At 55.9% G+C, this 23,834-nt stretch carries 19 protein-coding genes and 3 pseudogenes; 12 read left to right on the top strand and 10 right to left on the bottom strand.

All coding sequences use genetic code 11. The features are described from left to right. Nucleotides 1-398: 398 nt before the first annotated feature. The 3 genes from BDD14_RS01460 to BDD14_RS01450 are packed head-to-tail and all read right to left on the bottom strand — an operon-like array spanning nucleotide 399 to nucleotide 6,273. Nucleotides 399-1,811, bottom strand: coding sequence for an efflux transporter outer membrane subunit (locus BDD14_RS01460; RefSeq protein WP_130417265.1), 1,413 nt, complete (start codon nucleotides 1,809-1,811; stop codon nucleotides 399-401). Further along, nucleotides 1,808-5,044: an efflux RND transporter permease subunit gene (locus tag BDD14_RS01455; RefSeq protein WP_130417264.1), complete on the bottom strand. Its 3,237-nt coding sequence runs from the start codon at nucleotides 5,042-5,044 to the stop codon at nucleotides 1,808-1,810. Before BDD14_RS01455 ends, BDD14_RS01460 begins: the two co-directional genes overlap by 4 nt. Beyond that, a complete protein-coding gene (locus BDD14_RS01450) occupies nucleotides 5,044-6,273 on the bottom strand; it encodes an efflux RND transporter periplasmic adaptor subunit (RefSeq protein ID WP_130417263.1) in 1,230 nt (409 codons plus the stop codon). The genes BDD14_RS01455 and BDD14_RS01450 overlap by 1 nt, the downstream gene beginning before the upstream one ends. Before the next feature lie 96 nt (nucleotides 6,274-6,369). Here BDD14_RS01450 and BDD14_RS01445 point away from each other — a divergent pair, with 96 nt between their 5' ends. Next, complete coding sequence (locus tag BDD14_RS01445) at nucleotides 6,370-7,101, top strand: TetR/AcrR family transcriptional regulator (RefSeq protein WP_242617650.1); 732 nt, start codon at nucleotides 6,370-6,372, stop codon at nucleotides 7,099-7,101. Between the two features lie 181 nt (nucleotides 7,102-7,282). Here BDD14_RS01445 and BDD14_RS31540 read toward each other — a convergent pair whose 3' ends face one another. Beyond that, complete coding sequence (locus BDD14_RS31540) at nucleotides 7,283-7,525, bottom strand: hypothetical protein (RefSeq protein ID WP_165419870.1); 243 nt, start codon at nucleotides 7,523-7,525, stop codon at nucleotides 7,283-7,285. A gap of 276 nt (nucleotides 7,526-7,801) precedes the next feature. Here BDD14_RS31540 and BDD14_RS01435 point away from each other — a divergent pair, with 276 nt between their 5' ends. Then, nucleotides 7,802-8,149, top strand: coding sequence for an MTH938/NDUFAF3 family protein (locus tag BDD14_RS01435; RefSeq protein ID WP_130417262.1), 348 nt, complete (start codon nucleotides 7,802-7,804; stop codon nucleotides 8,147-8,149). Between the two features lie 172 nt (nucleotides 8,150-8,321). Here BDD14_RS01435 and BDD14_RS01430 read toward each other — a convergent pair whose 3' ends face one another. The 6 genes from BDD14_RS01430 to BDD14_RS01405 all read right to left on the bottom strand — a co-directional run bounded on the left by BDD14_RS01430 (nucleotide 8,322) and on the right by BDD14_RS01405 (nucleotide 16,193). After that, nucleotides 8,322-9,515: a phosphotriesterase family protein gene (locus tag BDD14_RS01430; protein ID WP_130417261.1), complete on the bottom strand. Its 1,194-nt coding sequence runs from the start codon at nucleotides 9,513-9,515 to the stop codon at nucleotides 8,322-8,324. Between the two features lie 561 nt (nucleotides 9,516-10,076). Further along, nucleotides 10,077-11,405, bottom strand: a complete 1,329-nt coding sequence (locus tag BDD14_RS01425) for an ArnT family glycosyltransferase (RefSeq protein WP_130417260.1) — start codon at nucleotides 11,403-11,405, stop codon at nucleotides 10,077-10,079. A 101-nt stretch (nucleotides 11,406-11,506) separates the two neighbouring features. Beyond that, nucleotides 11,507-12,967, bottom strand: coding sequence for a hypothetical protein (locus BDD14_RS01420; protein ID WP_165419869.1), 1,461 nt, complete (start codon nucleotides 12,965-12,967; stop codon nucleotides 11,507-11,509). Continuing rightward, the gene (locus BDD14_RS01415) at nucleotides 12,964-14,175 is read right to left on the bottom strand and encodes a glycosyltransferase (protein ID WP_207231659.1); all 1,212 of its coding nucleotides are present in this window, start codon (nucleotides 14,173-14,175) and stop codon (nucleotides 12,964-12,966) included. Before BDD14_RS01415 ends, BDD14_RS01420 begins: the two co-directional genes overlap by 4 nt. A 1,140-nt stretch (nucleotides 14,176-15,315) precedes the next feature. After that, nucleotides 15,316-15,594 (bottom strand): integrase core domain-containing protein, encoded by a 279-nt coding sequence (locus BDD14_RS34185; RefSeq protein WP_130417258.1) that lies wholly within the window; start codon nucleotides 15,592-15,594, stop codon nucleotides 15,316-15,318. Between the two features lie 29 nt (nucleotides 15,595-15,623). Continuing rightward, nucleotides 15,624-16,193, bottom strand: a complete 570-nt coding sequence (locus tag BDD14_RS01405) for a DDE-type integrase/transposase/recombinase (protein ID WP_130417257.1) — start codon at nucleotides 16,191-16,193, stop codon at nucleotides 15,624-15,626. A 192-nt stretch (nucleotides 16,194-16,385) separates the two neighbouring features. Between BDD14_RS01405 and BDD14_RS01400 the strand changes: the two genes are divergently transcribed. The 10 genes and pseudogenes from BDD14_RS01400 to BDD14_RS01370 all read left to right on the top strand — a co-directional run bounded on the left by BDD14_RS01400 (nucleotide 16,386) and on the right by BDD14_RS01370 (nucleotide 23,797). Continuing rightward, a complete protein-coding gene (locus BDD14_RS01400; protein ID WP_130417256.1) occupies nucleotides 16,386-17,477 on the top strand; it encodes a DUF5597 domain-containing protein in 1,092 nt (363 codons plus the stop codon). A 116-nt stretch (nucleotides 17,478-17,593) separates the two neighbouring features. After that, nucleotides 17,594-18,386, top strand: a pseudogene (locus BDD14_RS01395) (IS5 family transposase). A gap of 219 nt (nucleotides 18,387-18,605) precedes the next feature. Then, a pseudogene (locus tag BDD14_RS34990) lies at nucleotides 18,606-18,944 on the top strand (reverse transcriptase domain-containing protein); the annotation flags it as partial. Between the two features lie 59 nt (nucleotides 18,945-19,003). Further along, nucleotides 19,004-19,750, top strand: a complete 747-nt coding sequence (locus tag BDD14_RS01390; protein ID WP_479724003.1) for a reverse transcriptase domain-containing protein — start codon at nucleotides 19,004-19,006, stop codon at nucleotides 19,748-19,750. A 678-nt stretch (nucleotides 19,751-20,428) separates the two neighbouring features. After that, nucleotides 20,429-20,647, top strand: a pseudogene (locus BDD14_RS34180) (permease prefix domain 1-containing protein); the annotation flags it as partial. 29 nt (nucleotides 20,648-20,676) lie between these two features. Further along, a complete protein-coding gene (locus tag BDD14_RS31535; RefSeq protein WP_165419868.1) occupies nucleotides 20,677-21,012 on the top strand; it encodes a hypothetical protein in 336 nt (111 codons plus the stop codon). A gap of 124 nt (nucleotides 21,013-21,136) precedes the next feature. Then, on the top strand, nucleotides 21,137-21,475 hold the full coding sequence (locus tag BDD14_RS31530; protein ID WP_165419867.1) for a hypothetical protein: 339 nt from the start codon (nucleotides 21,137-21,139) through the stop codon (nucleotides 21,473-21,475). Next, nucleotides 21,403-21,651, top strand: coding sequence for an FtsX-like permease family protein (locus tag BDD14_RS34175; protein ID WP_423201740.1), 249 nt, complete (start codon nucleotides 21,403-21,405; stop codon nucleotides 21,649-21,651). The genes BDD14_RS31530 and BDD14_RS34175 overlap by 73 nt, the downstream gene beginning before the upstream one ends. 274 nt (nucleotides 21,652-21,925) lie before the next feature. Next, entirely contained in the window at nucleotides 21,926-22,048 is a 123-nt protein-coding gene (locus BDD14_RS33650) for a hypothetical protein (RefSeq protein ID WP_278045456.1), read from the top strand. A gap of 879 nt (nucleotides 22,049-22,927) precedes the next feature. Beyond that, the gene (locus BDD14_RS01370) at nucleotides 22,928-23,797 is read left to right on the top strand and encodes a polysaccharide biosynthesis/export family protein (RefSeq protein WP_165419866.1); all 870 of its coding nucleotides are present in this window, start codon (nucleotides 22,928-22,930) and stop codon (nucleotides 23,795-23,797) included. The last annotated feature ends 37 nt before the right edge of the window (nucleotides 23,798-23,834 follow it).

Here is a 23,834-nt window from a genome sequence, read left to right as displayed (position 1 = left end):
TCTCAGCCGTGGTAGTCCGTGACGGTATCCAGCATGCAAGCAGCGAGACCGCAATCAACAATAGAGACGGCTCCAGGAAGATCTCCGCGAGTCTTCGCTGGATGGAATCGATCTCGGCAGACGATCTGCCGAGATCCATAAGAGACATGACGTCAGGAATTGAAGCGTGTCCCTCCCAGTATGTCGTTCACCACGCGATTGACATAGCGGAAGCGATAGTCACAGAGAATCCCAGCAACAGGCCGCCAGGTGCTGCAAAACCAAGGCGTAGATCCACGGGTAGAGAGAGCCCCCCGCCTCCAAGCACAGTCAGTGCCCCGCTAAAGAGAAGTAGCTCAGTCATGTCATTGCAGAGACTCTCACCCTTCAACACGGCATCTGTTATTTTGCCTGGTTGTTTACTGCCAACCGCCTCCAAGTGCCGCATATAACTGCACTAGCGCAAGCGCTTCATTCTGCTGCGCAATTGCAAGGTTCAACTGCGCTGTAAACAGGTTTGTGTCCGTGGTAAGCACCTCGAGATAAGCCGTCGCTCCACTCTGATAGCGTAGGCGAGCAAGTCTGGTGGAATCGTCGGCGGCGGCCACCAGTTTTTGCTGTTGCTCGCGATAAGCGCGCTGCTTGTCTGCTGTGATTAGAGCATTTGATACATCCCGAAGGGCTGTGAGAATAGTCTTCTGATAGTTGAGGATCATCTCTTTCTTCGTCTCCTCCGAAAGCTGTAGCTGGCCGCGAAGCTTGCCTCCTACAAAGATCGGCTGCGTCAAAGATCCAATACCGTAAACCGTCTCGGCACCAGACTTGAACATATCCGGGAAGTTGTCTCCGCCCACGCCGCCTGAAGCACTGATGGAAAGCTGTGGAAAGAACTGGGCACGAGCCACGCCAATGTTGGCGTTTGCAGCCATCAATTGCGCCTCGGCCTGCTGAACGTCCGGACGACGCTCCAGTAGTTGGGACGGCAAGCCGACGGGTAAAGTCGCCGGAGGAGGAATGAGAGCTGTCGGGTCGGTGTGTGTCACCGGCCCCGGCGTATCTCCTACGAGCAGCTTGAGCGCATTCTCGTCCTGCTGGATCTGTTGCTGCAACTGCGGAATCTGCGAGGTTGCCGCATACAGTAACTGTTCTGCCTGGCGAAGATCCGCAAGCGGAACGGAACCGCCGTCCGACAATCGACGGGTCAGATCGACGGAATCCTGCCGCGACTTCACCGTCTGCTCGGCGATTGCGAGTTGAGTATCCAACGCCCGCAGTGAAAAATACGTGCTCGCCACCTGCTCTACCAGAGTCAGCCGAACTGCTTTTTGAGCCCATTGCTGAGCCAACAGCGTGTCGCGCGCTGCTTCGGTCTGTCTCCGGTAGAGTCCCCAGAAGTCCGGTGTCCACGCGGCGGAAAGATTGAATCCGCCGAACACCAGGGGATTAGAGATATTCGTGCCTCCAATCGAAGGAATGTCGGCTCCCGCTCCAGAACCGCCGGCGCTTACAGTTGGAAACTGCTGGGCGCGGGTGATCTTTACCTGCGCCTGCTGCTCGAGAACTCTTTGCGCGGCGATCCGGAGATCGTAGTTGTTGGCCAATGCCTTCGAAATCAACACCTGCAACTCAGGTTCCTTGAATATCTGCGACCACTGCTGATCTCCAATTGAGTCTTTGGCTGCACTGGAGACCGCCGCGTCATCGGAACCGCGAAATTCAGGAGGAGCCGGGACCTGGGGACGGACGTACTTCGGTCCAACCTTGCAACCCGAGAGGATAAGCAAGCAGGCAAGGCCGACCAAGCCGATAGGGAGATTCGGGAACTTTCTCATACGTGACCTCCGGTGGTCTGATCGTTTGAAATGCTCATCTGCTGCAGACCAGCGGCCTCTCCGGCAGCAACCGGAACGAAATCAGGCTTGGAGTCCATCGAGGTTCCTCTCCCACCTTTCGTATAGCGATGAGAGAGATATTCCACGACCGCGAACGTCACCGGAACAAACAGGATGCCGATCAGACTGGACAGCGTCATGCCGCCGACAACAACGGTGCCAAGGATCCGGCGCGAAACCGAACCTGCCCCTTCGGCCACCCATAGAGGCAGGCAGCCGAAGATGAAGGCGAGAGCGGTCATAATGATGGGCCTGAAACGCAGGCGAGCCGCATTCAGTGCCGCCTCCGCGATACTCTGGCCGCTCTCGTAGTTGATCTTCGCAAACTCGACGATCAAGATGGCGTTCTTCGCTGAGAGACCGATCAGCATGACGAGACCGATGGTGGCGAAGACGTCGTTCTCAAGAGAGCGAATGTTCAGGGCCAGATATGCACCCAGGATCGCAACCGGCGTGCTCAGCAGCACACTGAATGGGAGCGTCCAGCTCTCATAGAGACCTGCCAGAATCAGGAACACGAACACGATTGAGAGTGCAAAGACCACCCATGCCGGAAGCCCCTGCGCAGCCTTGTGCTCCTGGAAGGACATGCCCGAATAGTCAAAGCCCATTCCGTCAGGCATTGTTTGATGGTAGGTGTCTTCAAGTGCCTTCATGATCTGGCCGGAGCTATACCCCGGGGCTCCCACGATATTGATCGTTACGGCGTTGTATTCGTTGAAGCGATAGATAAACTCCGGACCGTTGATCTTTTTGACCTTGACCAGCGCGGCCAGAGGAACCTGGCTTCCGTTTTCGCTGCGGACATAGAACTGATTGATGTTTTCAATCTTGCTTCTCGTGTCGGCTTCCGCTTCAACGTAGGTCTGCCATTGGCGGCCAAACCGGTTGAAGTAGTTCGTCAAATAACCGCCCATGAATGTCTGCATGGTGGCGTAGACATCGGAGAGCTGCACCTGCTGCTGCACAACCTTCTCCTTGTCGACCGACGCGTAGAGCTGCGGCACCCCCGGAAGGTAGGACGGAATGGCGACAGCGATCTCCGGCCGCTTCTTGAGTCCTCCAAGAAACGCGCCGAGATTCCTGGTCAGAAAATCCGGATCGTCGTTGCCGGAGCGGTCCTGCAGCACAAAAGTCACGCCTCCCGATGTTCCTACACCCGGAATAGAGGGCGGCGGAAAGCTGAAGGCGATGCCATCGGGATTGCCTGCGAGTTGCCTCGCCATGCTCGCCTGGATTGCGCCAAACTGTTCTTCCTTAGACTTTCGCAGGCCCCAATCCTTCAGCGAGACGAAAAAGAAGGCTGTGTTGGTGCTCTGTGTCTGGGTCAGAAGGCTGAAGCCGTTGACCTGAATAACGCCGCGTACTCCCGGGGTCTTCAACAGGGCATCTGAAACCCGCAACGCAGCCTGATCGGTGCGCTTCAATGACGCGGCATCCGGAAGCTGCAGCGCGACGAAGGCATAGCCCTGGTCTTCGGTCGGAATAAATCCTGTCGGCAGTCGCCCGCCAAAGAGCACCGCGGCGACTCCAATGGCGACCAGCAGCAGCATCGAGAAGCCCGACTTGTGCAACAGAACGCTCGAAGTGGAGACGTAACGGTCGGTCGCGCGCCCGAAGAAACGGTTGAACCACTTATAGAACCGGGTAAGTGCCCCATTTCCGTTCAGATTGTTCTTTGGCTTGAGCAGCAGCGAAGCGAGTGCAGGACTCAGAGAGAGTGCGTTGAACGCTGAGATGATGACAGAGATCGCGATGGTGATTGCAAACTGCTGATACAGGCGTCCGGTGATACCGGGGATTGCGGCTGTAGGAATGAACACGGCCGCCAGAATGAGCGCGATAGCAACGACCGGGCCAGAGACTTCCTCCATAGCCTTATTGGTTGCGTCCACCGGAGTCATGCCTTGATCGATGTGGTGCTCCACTGCCTCCACCACGATGATGGCATCGTCCACCACCAGGCCGATCGCCAGCACAAGACCGAACAACGAGAGCGTGTTGATGGAAAAACCCAGGAGCGGGAAGATGATGAACGTACCAATCAGGGATACCGGCACGGCCAGCAGGGGGATCAACGTCGCGCGCCATCCCTGCAGGAAGATGAACACCACGATGACAACGAGCACAAGTGCTTCAACCAGCGTGATGACGATCTCGTGAAGGCCAGCCGTTACGGCTTTGGTGGTATCGAGCGGAATGTCATACTTCAGCCCCGACGGGAAGTTCCCTGAAAGCTCCTTCATACGCTGACTGACAAGTTTGGCAACCTGTACAGCGTTAGAACCAGGCAACTGGTACACGCCGAACACGCCCGCCGGTGCCTTGTTATAGCGTCCATTTAGAGTGTAGTACTGCGCGCCCAGTTCGATACGCGCAACATCGCCGAGGTGCAGCACCGATCCATCAGGGTTTGCACGAATAACGATCTTCGAAAACTCCTCAGGAGTCACCAGACGGCCTTCGGTGCGGACCGTGTAGGTAAACTGCTGATCGTCAGGGGAAGGCTCACCGCCGATCTGTCCGGCCGGGTTCACATTGTTCTGCGTCTGCAGGGCGGCGATGATCTCTGGGGCTGTGACCCCCAGCTTTGCCAGCTGATCGGGCTTCACCCAGACACGTAGTGCGTACTGACCACCGAAGACCTGCACACGCGCCACACCGGGAACGCGCGTGATCTCGTCTTGAAGCTTGATGATGGCGTAATTGGTCAGAAACTGTGCATCGTATTTGCCCTCTGGAGAAGACAAAGCCACGATCATCAGCGGCGACGTCAGCGACTTCTGCACCGTAATTCCACCAACGGTAGCCTGCGCGGGCAGTTGAGCCTGTGCCTGGGAAACACGCAGTTGGGTGAGAATCTGGTCTGTATCGGGATTTGTCTTTACATCAAAGTCCGTGAAGATCTGCGATTGACCGTTGTTTGCGTTAACCGAGTACATGTACAGCATGTTGTCTACGCCGGTGATCTGCTGCTCAAGTGGCGTAGAAACAGACTGCAAAAGTGTCTTCGCATCAGCACCCGCATAGTTGGCGGTCACTGAAATCTCAGGTGGCGCAATATCAGGGAACTGTGCTGTGGGCAACGTCAACATGGATACGGTGCCCAGAATGACCGTGAGAATCGCAATTACAATCGCCACAATGGGGCGGCGAATGAAAAACTTTGACATTACTTCCCTCCGGCTACATCGCCGGCCCCGGACGCCACGACTGTATGCGGTGCTACCGGTGCCCCTTCGCCAAGTTTCTGTAAGTTGTCAGTGATGATTGTTGTTCCTGGCTTGAGACCACTTAAGACCACCACATCCGAACCGACTTCCGGCCCAACCGTTATGTTCACAACGTGCACTTTCTTAGCCGTGCCCACAGTGAACACCTGTTTCTGTCCCTGCATATCCGACACGACTGCCTGCGGAATCAGGATGGCGTTTTGGCGTATCTCTGTGTTCGCGGTTACGCGTCCGAACTGCCCCGGACGCAGCGTATTGCCGGAGTTTGGGAAGGACGCTGCAATCCGGATTGCTCCCGTCTGTTGGTTCATCTGCCGATCAACAAAGACAATTTTTCCTGGGTATGGATAGGTGCTTCCATCGGCCAGGTGCAATGTCAGCGGGACGTCCGAGGCCCCCTTCAACAGATCGCTGCCACCGTTCTTCAGGCGCCGGGTCAGCCCAAGATATTCAGCATCCGAGATTGAGAAGTAAACCTTGATAGGATCCATCTGGGAGACCGCCGTCAGCACGGCCTGAGGACTGACGAGATTTCCCACCTGAGTCGTAGCCTGTCCGGCGACCCCTGTTATTAAAGAGCGGACCTGCGTGAATCCCAGATTCAGTTTGGACGTCTCTACACTTGCCTGTGCCGCCGCGATCGATGCCTGGGCCGCCTTCACCGCAGCTTCCTGCTGAATCTCCTGCTGCTTTTCAGTGTCAAGCGTGCTTTGCGCAATTGCCCGCTGCGCTGCAAGCGGCGTATCGCGCGCTACATTAATCTTTGCCAGCCCCAATTGAGCCTGCGCCTGGCCAAGCGAACCTTGCGCCTGACCGACTTGAGCCTGCGCCTGATCTAAAAGTGCCTGAAAGGGTCTCGGGTCGATTTCGAACAAGACCTGCCCCTTTTCAACCACGGAACCTTCGCGATACAGTTGCCGCACGAGATACCCCGAGACCTGCGGCTGAATCTGTGCGTTAACATATCCGTCCATGGTTCCCACCCACTCGCTCGACAGGGGAACGTCACTTGCCTGCACACTCATGACCGCAACCGGCAGCGAGCGATTCGCGGGAGACGCGGCGACATTCTTCTTACATCCCGCAATGAGCAGAGTTCCCAGCAGAGCTGTAAGGCCAACTAATCCAGTCTGGCGTCGTTGACTCGTTACACGTTTTCGCGAAGTCATTCAATTCCTCCTGCTCCCGGTGCTACAATCGCAAATTTTCATGATAAAAACATACACGCATGTTTTTGTATAAAATTCAGATGCTGGAGATGCATCATGGATTCAGGAAACATCATGGATTCAGATTCAGGAAATCGGACGACACTATCACGCTCGGCTGTGCGAGCTTCGGGAGGGGAAAAGCAGGAACGTTCCCTCGTAACGCGACAGGAGCTGATCGACGCCGCTCGCCGTATCTTTGCTCGCGATGGTTTTGAGGTCGCTCGCCTGCAGGATATCGCCGCGGCTGCAGGTAAGACCAGAGGTGCGTTCTACGCACATTTTCAGGATAAAGAGGATGTCTTCTTCGCAATCTTCGAACAGGACATCGCACGAGACCAACAGACCTACCTCAAGGAACTCAACCAATCCTCCACCTACGAAGAGCGCGTCGCCATACTCGTTAGAAATCTGGAAGACATTATCTACGACAAAGACCGCGTCCTTCTCTATCTTGAGTTCAAGATGTATGCTGTACGCCACCCTCACAAGCGCAAACGCCTTGCGGAGTTGCATCTTCTGATGTGTACTCGTGGTGCCGCAGCGAAGCTGGCGCTTCTGCCTGAGCTTCAGAGTGATGATGCAGGCGAGCAGCGCTCTCGCACGGCGCAGTTTGGATTGGTCATAGATGGCATTGCGCTCAACCACTATTTCGATCCGGTAGGACTTAACAAAGAACAGACGCGCGAGCGAATCGAGTCCAGTGTTCGCTCGCTCATGGCTCCGAAGAGTTCTTGGCGCAAGACAGTCTTTTATGACCGTTATGCAGCCAGGGAACCTGAGTTGTAGACGCTGGCGTCAGTTAACCTACGGTTAGAACCGTCATCCATGCACTATCCCGAGATGCGCTGCTGATCGAATGTTACCGCCATACACACTTCGCCTGGACACGTTCTCCTGACCAACTCATTGTAGCGACCGAGCAAATGACAGCTCGTGGCTATCCGGATCGAGCACGTGAAAAAAGCGTTCACCCCACGAGGCGTCCCGGTGGCTTTTCATGATCAAATCCTTTTCCTTCAGATGTGTCCAGAAACGCATCCGCAACGTGGAAGATCAGCCATCCCCACCGCGACACGCTGTCACCTTGTTCGAGGTTGAGGATCGCAGATTCTGAACCGCTTGCTCGCAGCGAAGAGAAACTTGCCCGTTCTCCTCCATAAAGCAGCTTCATACCGAGCACATTTCGGAAGACCTGCACCGAAGCCTTCATGTTCACAACCCGAAACGTAATTTTTCAATCGTCGTTGCCATACGCCAGCAGTGTACGTCGAATTTCCTTTCCGTAGGGCATGCGGTGAAAGATCACAGGCGTGCGAGACCGGTCCGTGTTGAACAGGTTCCAGTCACGGGACTAGAATCTAGCCTAATTCCACGGTGGGAGGTGTGTATGCTCCACGATGAGTTCGTCTGCAACACCTGCAAAAACGACCTTCTCGAAGACTCTCACCATCGCAGAGCATGAACACAACAGCACGAGGAGGTGCGTATGCACTTCGATAAATTCTCCTTCGGCACTCTCCGAATCGACGGCAGCACCTACGGTCAGGATGTGGTGATCGACCGCGGAGAAATACGCAAACGCAAGAAGACACCCTCCAAGAAATTCCGTGACGAATTTGGGCATACGCCCCTTTCTATCGAAGAAAAGATTCCCTGGAAATGCCACCGGCTTGTGATCGGCACTGGAGCATACGGCAGCTTGCCAGTTATGAAGGAAGTGAAACGTGAGGCGGAACGCCGCCACATCGAATTGGTCATTGTGCCGACCAGGGAGGCCATCCGGTTAATCGAAAAGGAATCAGCCGCAAACGCCATTCTCCACGTTACCTGTTAGAAGAGATCGTGTGCCTGACAGGCACTGGCCTTCACAGGACAACACAATAGCTTTCGGGTGGTCGGCTATCCGGAAGATAGCCGAGAATGCTTTTCCCGTGAATTCCGTCACGGCACCAAAACTTGCGTGTCTTTCATGAGGCATGGGTTCAGCGGATATTACGTGGTGCGCGCTATCGATGAAAACGAATAGCAAATGCGTTGGCCGGGTTTTCTACCATGAGTTTTCGAATGGTTGCTTCGCTGATACCACTGTTATGCAAAGCGGGTAGGAACACATCGATCATGTAATTAAAGTTGCGAACCTCTCCTCCGTTCTGCTGGCCGACCCAATACCAACCACTGTCCTGCGAGAGCAGCAGCCGGCTGGCATGTTTCTCCGTCATGACATGGACCAGCTTGAGGTGCGATTCGAGTGGCTGTCTGCCGATCCCGTCGAAGGAGACCCACGCGCCAAGTGCCGCCACCGCTCGGTTGATGGGCAACCCATGGCCATCAGAATGAGCAACGATAAAGCGGGCTGGGTCGGCTCTTTCTTCGATGAAGATCTTCGTCGCAGTTAAACCCGCCGGTCCACCTCCGGTGTGACAGGTCACAGCTAAATTGGTGCGTCGCGACGCACGCGCAGAAGCCCGCACAAGCTTTTCATCGATGGGCGAAAGCCGATCCGCGCTACCTTTGATCTCATCGATACCGATCTTGATGAAGCCAGGCTTCACCCCGGTGTCTTCAATGCCGTGTGCCACATCCTCCACCCAGAGGTCAGCGAGTTGATCTGGCGTTGCGCTGTAAGCATGCTTCGGCACAAATTTGTCGTCCGCGCCACCGTAATAACCGGTGTTCGTGACAATATGCAGTCCGGTTTGCTGGGCCAACTGCTTCAACACTCGCGGATCGCGCCCAATGTAGGCCGGTGTGCAATCGATGAATCCCGTCACCCCGCGTTCCTTCACCTGAATGAGCACGGGCAGCATTCGTTTCACCACGGCTTCAACCTCCCAGCGATGTCGATTGGTTTGCGCCGCGCCGATGAAATCACACATGACGTGCTCATGAACAAGTGTGACCCCTAGTTTTGAGGCCGGGATTGGGCCAAGTACCGTCTGAACAAACATGTCTTGAGCCTGGGAGGTCGGGAGCGCATTGGCCGATGCGACAACAGTCAACAACGCAGCCTCACGCAGAAATTCGCGCCGTGTCAGATCCAGGGCCGGTGTCATGACGATCTTGTACCTCGGAGAAGACCTTCGAGTCGACTTGTGGGCAGGAAATTGAACCGGTTTCCAATTAAGACAGTAGCGGCCAGTACCAGCAACGAGCAGATAGCATTCCGCACAATACGGCATACGACTCCGTTCGGTCTCCACGTTAACCCTTCCAGGAGGAACAATATATCAAGAAAAGAGTCTCCCGCTCGGGCTGGTGCACTGCTGCCGTTTACTTCGATCAATGTTCTGGACGTGTTGTCGACAACTAGGAGGTTGGCACCTGGACGAAAAGTCGCTTTTCCAGACAAGTGGCCTTCTCGTCAGCTGACGTCTTACCACTCGTCGAAGTGTTCAGAATGGCCGGGATCGAGCACGTGGTTCGCGACAATGTGGCTTGTGGCAAGGCTAACATCGACATTGTCAGTTTGTATGGCTCTGACCCATGCAGTCCTACCCAAGACATCCTGGCTTGCGGACCGCAAACTCCAGACGCTCGATTGAGGGCCCGCCGCAGGGCTACCGCAGGTTCTCCACGTCGACGACTCAAACCAGCTGAAAACTAACCTTCAACTTGGTACAGCTTTTTCGGCGCCCTTCAATTTTGGTCGAAGACTAACATTCACTTTGGCTCAGAAATAACGGACCCATCACTGTTCCATTGCTCCCAGACCCCGTTCACCAAAATGAACAGCCTAACGCAGTTTACGGTTCGGTTATTCCTCAAACCCCAAAATCCTCTGATCCAGTCGATGCCTCGAAGCCGAATATTCCGATTGTCACGAGAATGACAATTTGCGGCTCTATGGGTTGACGGTAGTCCATTGAGGCGTGGGTCAAGTAGTACGTGATGGGGAAGACGGCAATCAGGATCACATAAGGAAATGCGTGGTTTCGGTCCTCTTCCCACCAGCGCCATATTCCTCGAAACATGAAGAGTGTGATGCAGGTGCAAAAGAAAATATTTGGCACATCCAGAGGTTCGGAGCGAAGGTAGTTTCGACTGAAGCTCCAGAATCCAGTCCAGAAGCGGATAACGCGGCGGAGTGAAACGCCCGCGCAAAAGAGTGGGTGATGGCGAACGAAGTTCATGGCCATCGAGTGCTTGTTTGAAAGATAGGTCATCTCCCCTTCCGCTTCGAATTTTTGCATTTCGACAAGATTAGTGGCGGGATGGGCTCCGGCCGGATTCGACGCGGAGGTGTCACCATCATTGCCCGCCCAGAATTCAAGCCAGAATCCATCGCGGATGGGCGAAGCGGCATGCATGACGCGGTAGTTGCGGATGGTCCATGGTGCGACAACAATCATGAAAGCGAGTACGGTGATAATGCCGCGGAGCAACCATCGACCGCCTACCTGTCTAACTTTCAAAAGAGTCATTAGAAGGAAAAAGGGGAAGACCGAGAGGACGGATGGATTTGAAAGAGCCGTGATGCCGTAGAGAATGCCAAAACCAAACCAAGCCGAGAACCGGTCCTGCAAGTGAAGGCGTTGGACAAGACAAAAACAGGTTGCAAAGAGAAAAGAGGTTAGAGCATAGTCCCAGACCTGAGTCCCGGAAAAATAGACTGCGAACGGGTAGATTACCCAGAGCCAGCCAGCCAGCTGGGCTTGTCTCTCGCCCGCAGCATATTTAAGGCTAAAGTAAATCGGAATGCAGGTCAGAGCCGAGAGCAAGCTGTCAAACAACAGAATGACAAGAGCCGACGTTGCTGTGTAGAGACCACATACGCGGAAGACACTCGCAAGCAAGTATGGAAAAAGCGGTGGAACCAGAGCTGTAGGCCCGGTTGCGGGGAAGAACGGCGAACTGAAGCCGTGACCCGAGGCTAAACTGCGGGCTACCCAGCCCATCTCTGCGCCAAACTGTCCGAAGTCTCGCGAAGGCGCAGCAATGCTGAGAAATGTGGATGCCGCCACAATGGCTCGGAGGACCAGTGCACAGCAGACCATGGACATTAAACGGATCTTGTTTGAACCGATATCTGCCCAATCGGTTAGCTTTGCTATGCGTGGCTGAGTGAGTTCTATTTGGTCGAGAGTCGACATCTACATTCCTTAAAGTGCGTTCTCATGTACCTAACAATTGCAATTCACGATCAGTTTGCGCTAGATCGCGAACACGCGCACAGCTACCAAGAGAGTCGCGGTCAGTACTCTGGCTTCGTTTTGGGGACGTAAATAACTCCATCCTTATGCTCAAGTGCGAGCACATAGTTCTCTTCAATCGCTGCCAAGATGGCGGGGTCGAATCGCTCTGAATCTCTTTGGTCCCGAATCGGCTCGTCGAACTGGATTGTCCCGTACCTCTGCCGGCGCACTTCCTGGACAATCACTCCAGCGTCCAGCTTGCCGAACCGAATCAAGCGGGTCGCATTGAATGGATCGTAAAGATATGGCTTGCCAGCAAAGTAACACCGCAGCAGACTCTCGCACAGCGCAGGCCCCATCCGGCTGTGCAGGAGCGCGACGTCCTCGTCAAAGCGTCTTTCTGCCGATGCCGTCTCGCGCAACCTTCGCAGCGGGTTCCAGTTGCCCGAGATGATCAAAGGAATCACCAGCGAGCCAAACAGCAGCAGCGGCGCATACGCGGGTTCGAGCCGCTTTGCCCATCGCCATCGCGCGGACGCGACTTCAGCGTAGAACAATCCGACCACAATGGCCATCGCCAGCAGCGCGCTGAAGAGAGCATTGATCGAAACGCCTTGGCCGCCGCCGAAATATCCGCCAACGACAAGGGTCGTGGCCAGCAGAATCGCCGCTATCCGCCGCCTCTCATCCTTACACACCACAAACGCCGTATACAGCGCAACACAGAGTGGAAGCAGCAGGGGCCCAAAGACGTTCACGAGCTGATCGAATACCTTGCCGACCGAATAGCCTCTGGGCGCCAGCAACTGGCTCAGGAAATGCGGCCCTCCATAGTGAACATTGAGTGCCACCGCGACACTGGCAAAAAAGAGCCCCCACCCGCTGAACCATAAAGCCCGGCGCAGCGAGATCAAAGCAAGCTCTAGCAGCACAGCGAGAGGAAAGTCGATCGGGTTGTGCTTGATGCAGCCGCCGACGACAAAGAGCAGGGCGGCGAAGGCGACGGCCAAGAGGCTCTCGCGTCGCCATAAATAGACCAGTAGTCCCGCCAGGAAGAACACCTGGGCGAACATCTGCGGATCGTCCATTCCGACATAGATGTCCGCATCCGTGCAAAATAGCGCCAGACAATAGAAACAGGCCAGTGTAGACGCCTGCCACGAGCCGCTTAGCCTTCGTACAATCGCCCCAACCAGAACGCTGCAGCAGATCAGGCTTAGCACCGAAACGGCTCTCGCTGTGAACAGATACTCGTGGGTAAGGCGGTGCAGCTGTGCCTGGATAAAAAACGACAGCATCGGATAGTTTACCGTCGTCCACGCATACTTCTCGCGATACAGCAGTTGGTGGTCGGCGACGATGCTGGCGTTATAAACGTTCCAGCCCTCGTTATAGTCCACCTCGACACGGAAAAATGCCCGCGCGAAAGGAACGATCGCGGTCGACAACGCGAGGCACGCGCATATCCACACTATGCGTTTTTTCAAAAGGAAGCTGAAGGATTCTTGAACTGAATTCAATGAAACAGCTCCAGATCGTCCGACAGCGCTTCGATCCGATCGGTCACGCCAATTTCCCTGTGCGGTTGTGGCATCTGCCAGGTAAAGAGATTGCTGATGGAGTAGTTCCACACCGAGCTGAGAATGGTTCCAGCCATACCGGCGAAGTACCATGATCTGCCGGACTGCAGCAACGCGCGCGCGAAGATCACATTCGCCCACGCGCCGAACGAACAGGCCCCCCAGAACGAAGCAACGCCCGACAGCAGGTGCATCCCGCGCAAGCTTCGATCACGGTAGGTGATCAGGTTGTTCAGAAAAAAATTCTCTGTCATGGCGACAAAAGTTGCCGTGGCCTGAGCTACAAAAAAGTGTATGTGAAAGCCATAAAACAGCAGCGCAAGACAAGCGAGATGTGTCGCCAGGCCGGTCGCGCCCACAAGCGCAAACACGGCAAAACGGATCGGAATCATCCCTCCCATCATCTTGTTGACGACCAGGAAAAGATATTCGACCGCAGTATTTACATCGAGCTTGCTCTCCCCATGTCTGCGGTTGCGGAAACAGTAGCCGATCTCGCCTAAGCGAACCGGACGCTCGCTCGAGGCCAGTATATCCACCAGAATCTTGAAGCCGCCTCCCTGTAAATGACTGACGACCTTCAGAAAGAAACTCCGGTTCACTAGGAAGAATCCGCTCATCGGATCGCTCAGTTCACAATGGCAAATGGCATGGCTGATCTTCTTCCCCACTCTGCTGAGCAACACTCTCTTCGCGGAGAATTGCCCCATACTTCCACCCTGAGAGTTGCGGGTTGCGACCACAACGTCCAGAGCCTCTTCATGCAGGCGCGACAGCATCTTCGGTAGAACGACCTCATCGTGCTGCAGATCAGCATCCATCACCGCGACATAGTCTGCGGATGTCGCCATGATTCCCTCGATGCATGCCGAGGATAATCCCCGCCGCCCCACGCGGTGCAATAGTCGAATCCTACGATCACGTCTGGCATACGCGCGGATGACCTCCGAGGTACCGTCAGGCGAGTCATCGTCAACGAAGATCAACTCCCAGGAAAGACCCTCCAGAGCGTCTTCGAGCCTTGCGATCACCTCAGCAATATTTCCCCGCTCATTGTAGGTGGGCAATACGACAGCGAGGTCGATGTGATATTCAGCAGGAGTTCGGTCAGGAGCTGAAATGGCACTTGAAGCGGAAAGTCTAATCAATTTGTCTTCTCTAATTCTTTTCAATTGGACGATTCGCCACAGACAACGTATGCACCTTCTCTGCTGAAAGCAATCGGAGAGCCAATCGCTAATTCAAGTCGGTCGTACAATTACGACACTTAACGACACTTCCAATGTCATATGTGTCGATATAGCGTCAATGCGTGACTGTTCTTCGACAGAGGCAAAGTGAGGGACGGTACAGTTAGGTCTCGCCATCGAGCGGCGACAAAGTCATTCATATCATCTCCAGGATCTTCAACAAGTCGCTCGGAAATCCATGGTTTTGCGTCGGCTGTGTCGTTTGCACTCATCACGTTCTCTTTCACTGCGGCCTTCTTCGTCATGCTTCACCCGCTGCCGGCATCGAAGCAGAGATGCCCTGGTGGGCTGTGGTCGGCGGTCGCGTAGTCGCGGTTCAGCTCATGCCGGTCACAGATTTGTGAATAAGATCGGGCCGAACCCGTTACGTAACGCGCACGGGAAAAGCGGACTATGGATCTGACGAAATCATGGTCGAGGTTTAGGTCGAGTGAGAAAGGGGCACGGAGCCGACGGATAGCTCGCCTGAACGCCTAGCAACAACTCCTCCAGGCAGACACAGTTGGCAGCTGCAAGACGAAGAAGCCACAACGAGAACTGCTCGCGACGAAAGGGTTTCGGTGCGAAAGGCAGTTGTAAGGAAGCATGAGCAGCGATCATCGCGTGGACACTCACCGGTTGCGGCGATCGATAATCGATACCACGGATTCCGTAACGAGATTATCATTGAGCAGGGCGGGGCTGATGTGTTCCCGTGCGCCGCGAATGGCCTCTCTGACGTGGCTGTTTTCGAGAAGGCGGCAGATCTTCACCAAGACACCCTCGGTCAGACTAAGGATGCGCTGATGGACCTTGGATCGCGAGATTCAGAGTGTTGCCTGAGCGGGAGGATGTAGCGACAGGGGGTGGACATCGGCGATCTGCAAAGCAAGCCAACGCTCCAGCTCTGATCCCGTCAGGAGCTCGCTTGCTTCTGACGGATAGGACGCTTTTTACTGTACATCGGAAAAGGTAGTTCCAGGCAGCAGATGAAGGGCCACCATCATGGTGCCGATCAGCCTTTCGATGTGGCTGCCGAAGTGTGGCTGCCCAGCGGGACTATGATCGAGGCGGATCCCATACTCTTGGAAACCCCTTACCAGAGCCTCGGAGTGAAACTCTTGGGCGTTGGTAGCGAATTCCTCTGGTGTCCTGTAGTCGAGAGCCCTGTGAGGACGACTCACATTGTTCCCCGCGCCATGCTTCGATGATTCGTTTCGCGTCCTCCAGATCGCTGAACCAGTTGGTGTCGAGACACTCTGAGCGGAAAGTCCCATTGAACGATTCGCAGAAGGCGTTGTCGGTCGGCTTGCCTGGACGCGAGAAGTCGATCTTCATTTCGTTCTTGTAGGCCCAAGATCCAGCATCTAACCAATGAACTCTGCTCCGTTGTCACAGAACAGCACCCTGGGCGCACCACGGTGCTGCTTCAACTGGTTCAGAACACTCACTACATCCCCTCCTGTCAAGCTCTGTCCCACTTCAATAGCCAGGCTCTCTCGCGTGAAGATATCGACGATGGTCAAAGACCGAATCCGCCTTCCATCACTGAGTTCATCGGCAACGAAGTCCATCGCCCAGACCTGGTTCGGCCCTGTCGGACGCAACCGTTCGCGACGATGCACTGCAGCGCGTCGTTTTCCTGCCGCCCGCTTGCGCAGTCCCAGCCCTTCCTCTCGGTACAGCCGGTAGACGAGGTCCTTACCGACCTTCCAACCCTCACGATTCAACAGCACGCGGATCATGCGATAGCCATAAAGTACTCGGATCTGCGCGATCTCCCGGATACGCATGAGTAACTCGATCCGCTGTTCATGCTGGCGCTCATAGCGATGCGTCGCTCGTGCCACTTCCAGGACACAGCATGCGTGTCGTTCGCTCACCCGATAGCTCTGTTCCAGATACTTCACAAACGAGCGGCGCCGTGAGGGCTTCACAACTTTTGAGCACGTCCTGAAGCATCGTCTTGTCCAGCGTCAGCTCGGCCACCAACTTGTGTTCTCGTCCCGCAGCTGCTTCAGTTGATGGATCTGGTCCACCCCCAGGCCAACGTACTTTTCCAGCGATAGAACGCCTGTTCACTGGTCCCGACCTTCCGAATCAGCTCCGAGCATGCGTTCACAACACTGATGCATCATCTTGGGGAGATCGACTCTAGCGAGCACACCATCATCTTCGTACAGGTGGAGAATGAGTCGGGCATCATCGGGTCACCCCGTGACTTCTCACCGGAGTCCAATCGTGAATTTGAGGGTAAGGTTCCTGTTGACCTTCTGCGCGCCGCAGCGAAGAGCCAGGGTACGTGGCGGGAGGTCTTTGGCGCAGATGCGAACGACCTCTTCCAGGCCTACTACCAGGCCCCTTACCTCAACGAGGTGGCTGAGGCTGGGAAACGGGAGTTTAACATTCCCATGTATTGCAATGTGTGGCTGTCGTATCCGATTGCCGAATTGCCTGAACGCCAGATCGGCAATCCTGGGATCGGGTGGCCATCGGGCGGCCCGATCCAGCGGTCACTTTGGCTATGGAAGGCGCTGGCACCGGCAATCGACGTGATCGGACCGGACATTTATTCGGACGACCTGGGTTTCTACACCACAGTTCTGAACACATATGCCCGCCCCGATAATGCGCTCTGGATTCCGGAGACCGGGAACAGCGACGCGTATGCGCGCTTCCTGTTCCTGGCCCTGAACTACGGCGCGATCGGCTTCTCTCCGTTTGGAGTGGATCGTACGGGCTGGACCTTCTCCGAGGGCGAGGGTCCGAAGTTACATACAGAGAACTTCGTTCTGCTGGAACCGATCTCGCGAGAGATTGCCCGTCTGAATTTTGAAGGAAAGCTGAAGTCCGCGGTGGATGCGTCTGGACAGACGGAACAAGAGCTGGACTTCGGCAAACGGAAAGCCTCCGTACGTTTCGGGTTCCCTCAACCGGACGGCCGGCACGCCCCGGGCACGCCGGACCACACGGGACGTGCCCTGGTGGCGCAACTCGGGCCGGATGAGTTCCTCGTCACGGGCGTCGACGCAAGTGTCGCCTTTCATACAGAGGGCAGATTGCCGGGAATTCGCATGCAGATTCTCAGTGCGGAGGAGGGGACATACGAGAACGGTACGTGGAAGACTTCGCGGTTATGGAACGGAGACCAGACTGACCGTGGTCTCAACTTTCGAAAACACATTAAAGCCGTGGTAAAGGTTCACCTGGGCGCCTTCTAAGCATCACAATTGCCCGTCGCCACGGAACAGGGTGGGACCTAGAGGCTATTAGTAACTTTAGTTCTCATGTGTAGGAAGGCAGTGATTGTGTTGTTGTCATCGCGCAGCATAGTTGGATGGGGAATAAGGGTCAGGTTGGTTATCCGAGCGATGTGAGCGATGAGGAGTGGTCGTGGCGCCCTATCTGGCGTTGTGCCGGGAGGACGCTCGGCAGCGGTCGCACCGTTTGCGGGCGGTGTTCAACGCTCTGCGCTGGCTGGTGAAGACTGGGGCGCACTGGCGGATGATGCCGAACGATCTTCCGCCGTGGCCGGTGGTGTACCAGCAGACGCGGCGCTGGATGGGTGCCGGATGCTTCGAGATCATGGTGGAGGACCTGCGCTCTCTATTGCGCGAGTTTGCCGAGCGCAAGCCGCAGCCCACGGCGATGGTGGTGGACAGCCGGACGCTGCAGTCCACGCCGGAGTCGGGGGCGCGGGCTGGATACGATGGCGCAAAGGAGCCAAGGTGCACGCTGCGGTGGACACCCTGGGCAACCTGCTCGCCTCGCATGTCACCGCCGCCAACGAGCAGGACCGCGCCCAGGTGGACAAGCTCGCCGAAGCGGTGCAGCAGATCACCGGAGACCACGTGGAACTTGCCTACGTCGACCAGGGCTACACCGGAGAAACCGCGGACAGCGCGGCCGCCCGGCACGGCATTCAACTGGAGGTGGTCAAGCACACGGAGGCCAAACGGGGCTTCGTCCTGCTGCCCCGCCGATGGGTCGTCGAGAGAAGCTTCGCCTGGGCCCCGCGATTCCGCCGCCTGGCTAGAGACTACGAACGCCTCTCCCAAACCCTCGCCGCCTTCCACTACTTCGCCTTCGCCTGCCTCATGCTCAGCAGAATCTTCAAAATACTCAACTGAAGTCATTAACAGCCTCTAGAGCGACAGGGGGACACCTCACGAAACGGAAATTTATGTACGCTAGTGCGCCGGGAGATCGGCAAGGAGTAGCAGGTGAGAGTCCTGTGCAGTGAAGGAATAGCAAACCACACTGGCCCCGAGTCATGCGTTGTGCATCGCGAGATGCAGGGCGAAGCGTTGACAGGGGAGTCTGTAGGCCAGCCATAGAACCTGACGAGATTGCACGAGCAGGCGCATCGAGGCACGTACCGGGCGCTTCCTTCACGGCGGCGATACATTCCGAAACCCGATGGGCGGCAACGCCCGCTGGGGATCGCCGCACTGGAGGATAAGATCGTTCAACGCGCCGTAGCGCAAGTACTCAACGCAATCTACGAAGCAGACTTCCTGGGATTTTCGTACGGATTCCGACCCGGACGCGGACAGCATGATGCACTGGACGCGTTGGCAGTCGGGATCACTTCGACGAAGGTGAACTGGATCGTGGACGCCGACATCGCCGGATTCTTCGACGCCGTCAGTCATGAGTGGCTGATTCGGTTCGTCGAACACCGGGTCGGCGACGGGCGCATCCTCCGTCTGATTCGCAAGTGGCTGAAGGCGTGCGGTCATGGAAGATGGAAACCTTGCACCAACCGAGGGCGGGCACTCCGCAAGGAGCGGTCATCTCGCCCCTGCTGGCCAACATCTATCTTCACTATGCGTTCGACCTGTGTGCCGATCAATGGCGTAAGTACCATGCCAAGGGTCAGGTCATCGTTGTGCGGTACGCCGATGACATCGTCATGGGCTTCCAGCACGAACGAGAAGCGAAGCGATTCATGGGGGACATGCGCCAGCGGCTGGAGAAGTTCGCGCTGTCGTTGCATCCGGAGAAGACCCGGCTGATCGAGTTCGGTCGCTTCGCGGCCAGAGATCGAGAGAGCCGCGGGATGGGAAAGCCGGAGACGTTCAACTTCCTTGGGTTCACTCACATCTGCAGCCGGTCACGCCGGGGCGTCTACCAGCTTAAGCGGCAGACACGCCGGGACAGGATGCGGGCAAGGTTGCGAGCGATCAAAGAGGAACTGAGGCGACGCATGCACGAATCTATCCCGCTCCAGGGTAAGTGGCTCGGGCAGGTAGTCCGCGGGTACTTCGAGTATCACGCGGTGCCCACCAATAGCAGATGCCTCGGGACCTTCCGGCACTATGTAGTCCATCTCTGGCGACGCTCACTCGTGCAGCGAAGTCAGCGGGATCGCACAACTTGGAATCGGATGGCGACACTCGTGGCAGAGTTCTTACCGTTACCGCGCATCCTTCATCCGTGGCCCAGCGTTCGTTTCGCCGTCAAACACCTGAGGTGGGAGCCCGGTGCGTGAATCACGCTCGCCGGGATCTGTGCGGGGGGTGCGCAGCAATGCGCATCCCTACCGCGATAGGCCAGTAGCAGCCTTTCTACGGTCGCCAGGCTCGGCGCGATGGAGACTAAACGTCAAAGCCGCACTTCACCACCGCAGTCCACTCTCTTGGCCGTTATTTCCTGAATGCCCACAAGCCGCCCGGAACTCGGCAAAATCGGCGCCAGGTCGGCTGGATGAATGCATTGGCCTGTTCTCGCGAATTGAGAACTCATTGTCCTAAGTCCTAAAGACACTGGCCTGCGGGATCGGGTCCCTGCGCATGGACGACCGTGACTCAGGTGACATCCGACACAGGTAGTGTGGCACTTGGGTCGGATGACTACCCAAAAGTGCACCGATGACCGCATTTGCCTTGTTACAAGGAGACCCTCGACTTGCTCATTCTGAAAACCCTTGTGCTGGGGAGCGTGCCATGGCCAGGGCGTGGCGCGCCTGAGTCAACGCCAGTCGGAAGAGGTCTTCTTCGTTGACCATGGCTATATCTGGCCCTACAGAGGCTCGAAGATAAGAAGTGGATCAGCGCAAAATGGGGCGTGAGTGAGAACAACCGCAAAGCTCGGGTTCTATTCGTTGACGCCGAAAGGCCACGAGCAACTTGTAGAGAAGACGGACGAGTGGCAGAGGCTGACGAGGGCGATGGGATTGATTCTGGGCCGAAGCACAGTGCCGAAGCACAGGACCGAGCGGCGACGAGGCATAGGCATGTTCAGACGCAAGCGGAACACAGATGATTTTGCCGAAGAGATCAGAGCACATCTGGAACTCGAAGCCGATGAGCTCAGGAGCGAGGGCCTGAGCGAAGAGGAGGCGCACCGGAAAGCGAGAGTTGCGTTCGGCAATGTGCCCGCGATAAAGGAGCGCTTCCACCTGAGAGACCGCACTCTGTGGTTCGAAAATCTCCTGCGCGACATCAATTCGCGATTCGCCAGATCGTCAAGAATCCAGGCTTCGCCGCCGTCACCATCCTCGTGCTCGCTCTCGGCATCGGCGCGTCCGCTTCCATCTTCTCTGTGGCCGATGCGGTGCTGTTCCGTCCTCTCCCCTATCCGAATCCCAAGCAGATCGTGCGCGTCTGGGAACAGATGCCCAATGGACACCTTACAAACTTGGCCGAATCCAATTTGAATATTTCCTCTCACAGAACAACACGTTCGCGAACGTGGCCGCCCATGACTACGCGGCAGCCTCTGTTTCCGGCGGCAGCGAGCCGGCACGTGTGAACGTCGCAGCCGTTTCCAGCGGTTTCTTCCCAACCCTCGGTATCCAACCGTCGCGCGGCCGCCTTTTTGCAGCGGGCGAACAGCGCCCGCATGGCGCGTCGGCCGTCATCGTCAGCTACAGTTATTGGCAGCGCTATCTCGTACGGCTCACAACTGGCGAGCTCTCGGCCGTGTTCGAGAGGGTGTCACCGTCGCCGAGGCGCGCGCGAATCTGAGCTCAATCGCTCGCCGCATCCGGCATCAGTACGGCATCCAAGTGGACCTCAGCGACGCTGCCGTCGTACCTCTCGCCGACGCCATCGTGGGCGATGTGCGGACTGCTCTCCTCACCCTCTTGGGAGCCGTCGGTCTCCTGCTCATGGTTGCTGCGCCAATGTCGCTGGATTGCTCGTGGCGCGTACCTCCGCTCGCCAGAGAGAACTGGCAATTCGTGCGGCCCTCGGTGCCGGTCACGGTCGTCTGATCCAGCAGTTCCTCGTCGAGTCATTTGCGCTTTCGCTCGCGGCAAGGATGCTGGGCATCTTGATTGCCGCCGGTGGCCTCAGGATCCTTCCCGTCATTCTTCCGCAAACCTACCACGTCAGGAGGGAATCGCCCTCAACCCCGCGGTTCTCCTATTCGCTCTGGCCGCAACGGTGACGATTGCCATTGCGCTCGGGCCCTTCGCTGCCTGGCGCGCCGTCAGGAGCGATCTGTAGTATGCCCTTAGCGCCGGATCCCGCAGTCACACAGGTTCAAGCGCCAGTCAGCGTTTGCGCAGCCTCTTGGTCATCGGCGAAATTGCCACAACACTTGTCATTTTAGTCGGGGCAGGCCTTCTCGGCCGCAGCAGGCAGCGATTTCGCGGCAAATTCATCTCCTTGACGACATCGTGACTCGCCTGCGCGCCATCCCGTGCACCGCGAGCGTGGGTTTGGCGGGTGCCCTTCCCGTTGCGGCCGCCGACAATCTCGCGGACTGGCTTTTCCTCGTCCTCAATGGCCAGAAGCCGTCCGCGAATTTCGATGAGGCGAGCGATAACATCTTCGCCCCCTGAAGGGATCTTTCGAATTGAACGTTGTCCCGAAGCGACAGGCTTAGTTACCTGACGACCGCGCTACCAAGTCTATTTGTCGCTACATCAGCTGTAGTGCAGAACTGATCCCCCGCGTAGTTATTTCCAACCATCAATACCTACCGCCAAACGGGTAGTGAAACAATCTGCATTGTATTTAGGCGAAAGATGTATTTCTTTTCCAAAAGATGTGAAAAGACCTGCAACAATGTCAAATTGTGATCATTGATCTTTCTCTTACATTGGAGGTACAGTGCGATCCCAATCTATCTCATCGTTTACCTGCTGGGATAGATTTTGACGACTTATGTTCTCGAGAAGACGAGCAAGTTTTAGCGGCGAAACAACACTTCTCCAACCGACTTCCAATTGCAGCCAAGCTAAGCGAACGTCACGAATGACCTTCAAATTCAATGCGCTACCCGTCGGCTTGCATCGCGAGCGATAACTGACGCTAATTTTGTGAGGGCAGATTTCCTATCTCGTGTCTTCCGTCCAAACGTCATTGCCAACGCAACAAATTTTATTCTGGTTGCCGACCGCGTTCTAGTTTCGAGAGTCGCTCGGTTTGGCACGGAACGTGCACATGTATGTGCACGAGACTCTTCAATTTAAAAGACAATTTCCTGTTTTTTCGAGGGATATTCCTAACTTGTAAGACGAGCTACTATCCCAAACTCGATACAGACAAATTCAATTCAGCTTCTTTAGCCACCTCACGTAACTGACGATATTTCAACTTCGTATCTCACTTACCGAATGAATTGTCAAAAATCAATTCGACGCCTGTTGTGTCTTTCGACGCTCACAGTGTCGCTTTACTCATGTGGACAGGTCGCGCTAATTCCGCGACGAGTTGTGGTGAATGAATATGTCCTTGGAGATGGCGATCAATTTGTTATCAATGTCCAAGATCTAGAGGAGTTATCTGCGAAGTCCTTCCGGATCGACCCCTCCGGCTATATCGATCTGCCCCTCGCCGGGCCTGTTGAGGCGACGGGGCTCACGATCGAACAGTTGAAGACGAAATTGGTGTCGAAGCTAAGCAAGTACATCGATTCACCACAGATCTCAATCAGCCTTACGGAATATTCCAGCAGGCCGGTATCGATTGTGGGTTCAGTCAATGCGCCAGGAATCCATCAACTACAGGGTCCCAAACGCCTCATTGACGTGATCTCGCTAGCGGGCGGAACAAAGCCGGATGCCGGTTCCAGAGTGATCGTTACCCGCGAAAAGAAGTGGGGAACCTTACCGCTTCCACATGCTGTGGTCGATCCAGCGACTGGTATAAGCACAGCCAGTTTGTCACTCGAGGATTTGATGGCATCCAAAACTCCTTCCGAAAACATCCTGGTTTCTCCGGGTGACATTGTCTCGATCCCCAAAGCCGAGGTGGTCTACGTCGTGGGCAACGTGAAGAAGGCGGGAGGGTTTCAACTCTCGTCTCATACCAGCATCACACTGTTGCAAGCCCTCTCTCTGGCCGAAGGCTTGGATCGTGATTCAGCTTCGAGCAATTCCAAAATTATTCGCCCAGCACCAGGCGGTGATGGAAATCCGCGTGAGATTCCAGTGAATATCAAGGCGATCCTGGCAGGAAAGGCACCCGATGAGCCCCTGTTTGGCAATGACATTCTTTTTGTCCCTAACAGTGGGTTGAAGTCGGCCTCTCATCGCGCAATGGACATTATGCAGGTCGCCCTCGGTGCCGCGATCTATAGGTTTTAGGAGTATCACGGGACAAAATAAAAGAGAAGAGGGAACA

The organism is Edaphobacter modestus (assembly GCF_004217555.1).
Lineage (GTDB): Bacteria > Acidobacteriota > Terriglobia > Terriglobales > Acidobacteriaceae > Edaphobacter > Edaphobacter modestus.
The sequence above is the reverse complement of the archived record's forward strand: the minus strand, read 5'-3'. Positions and strand labels throughout refer to the sequence as shown.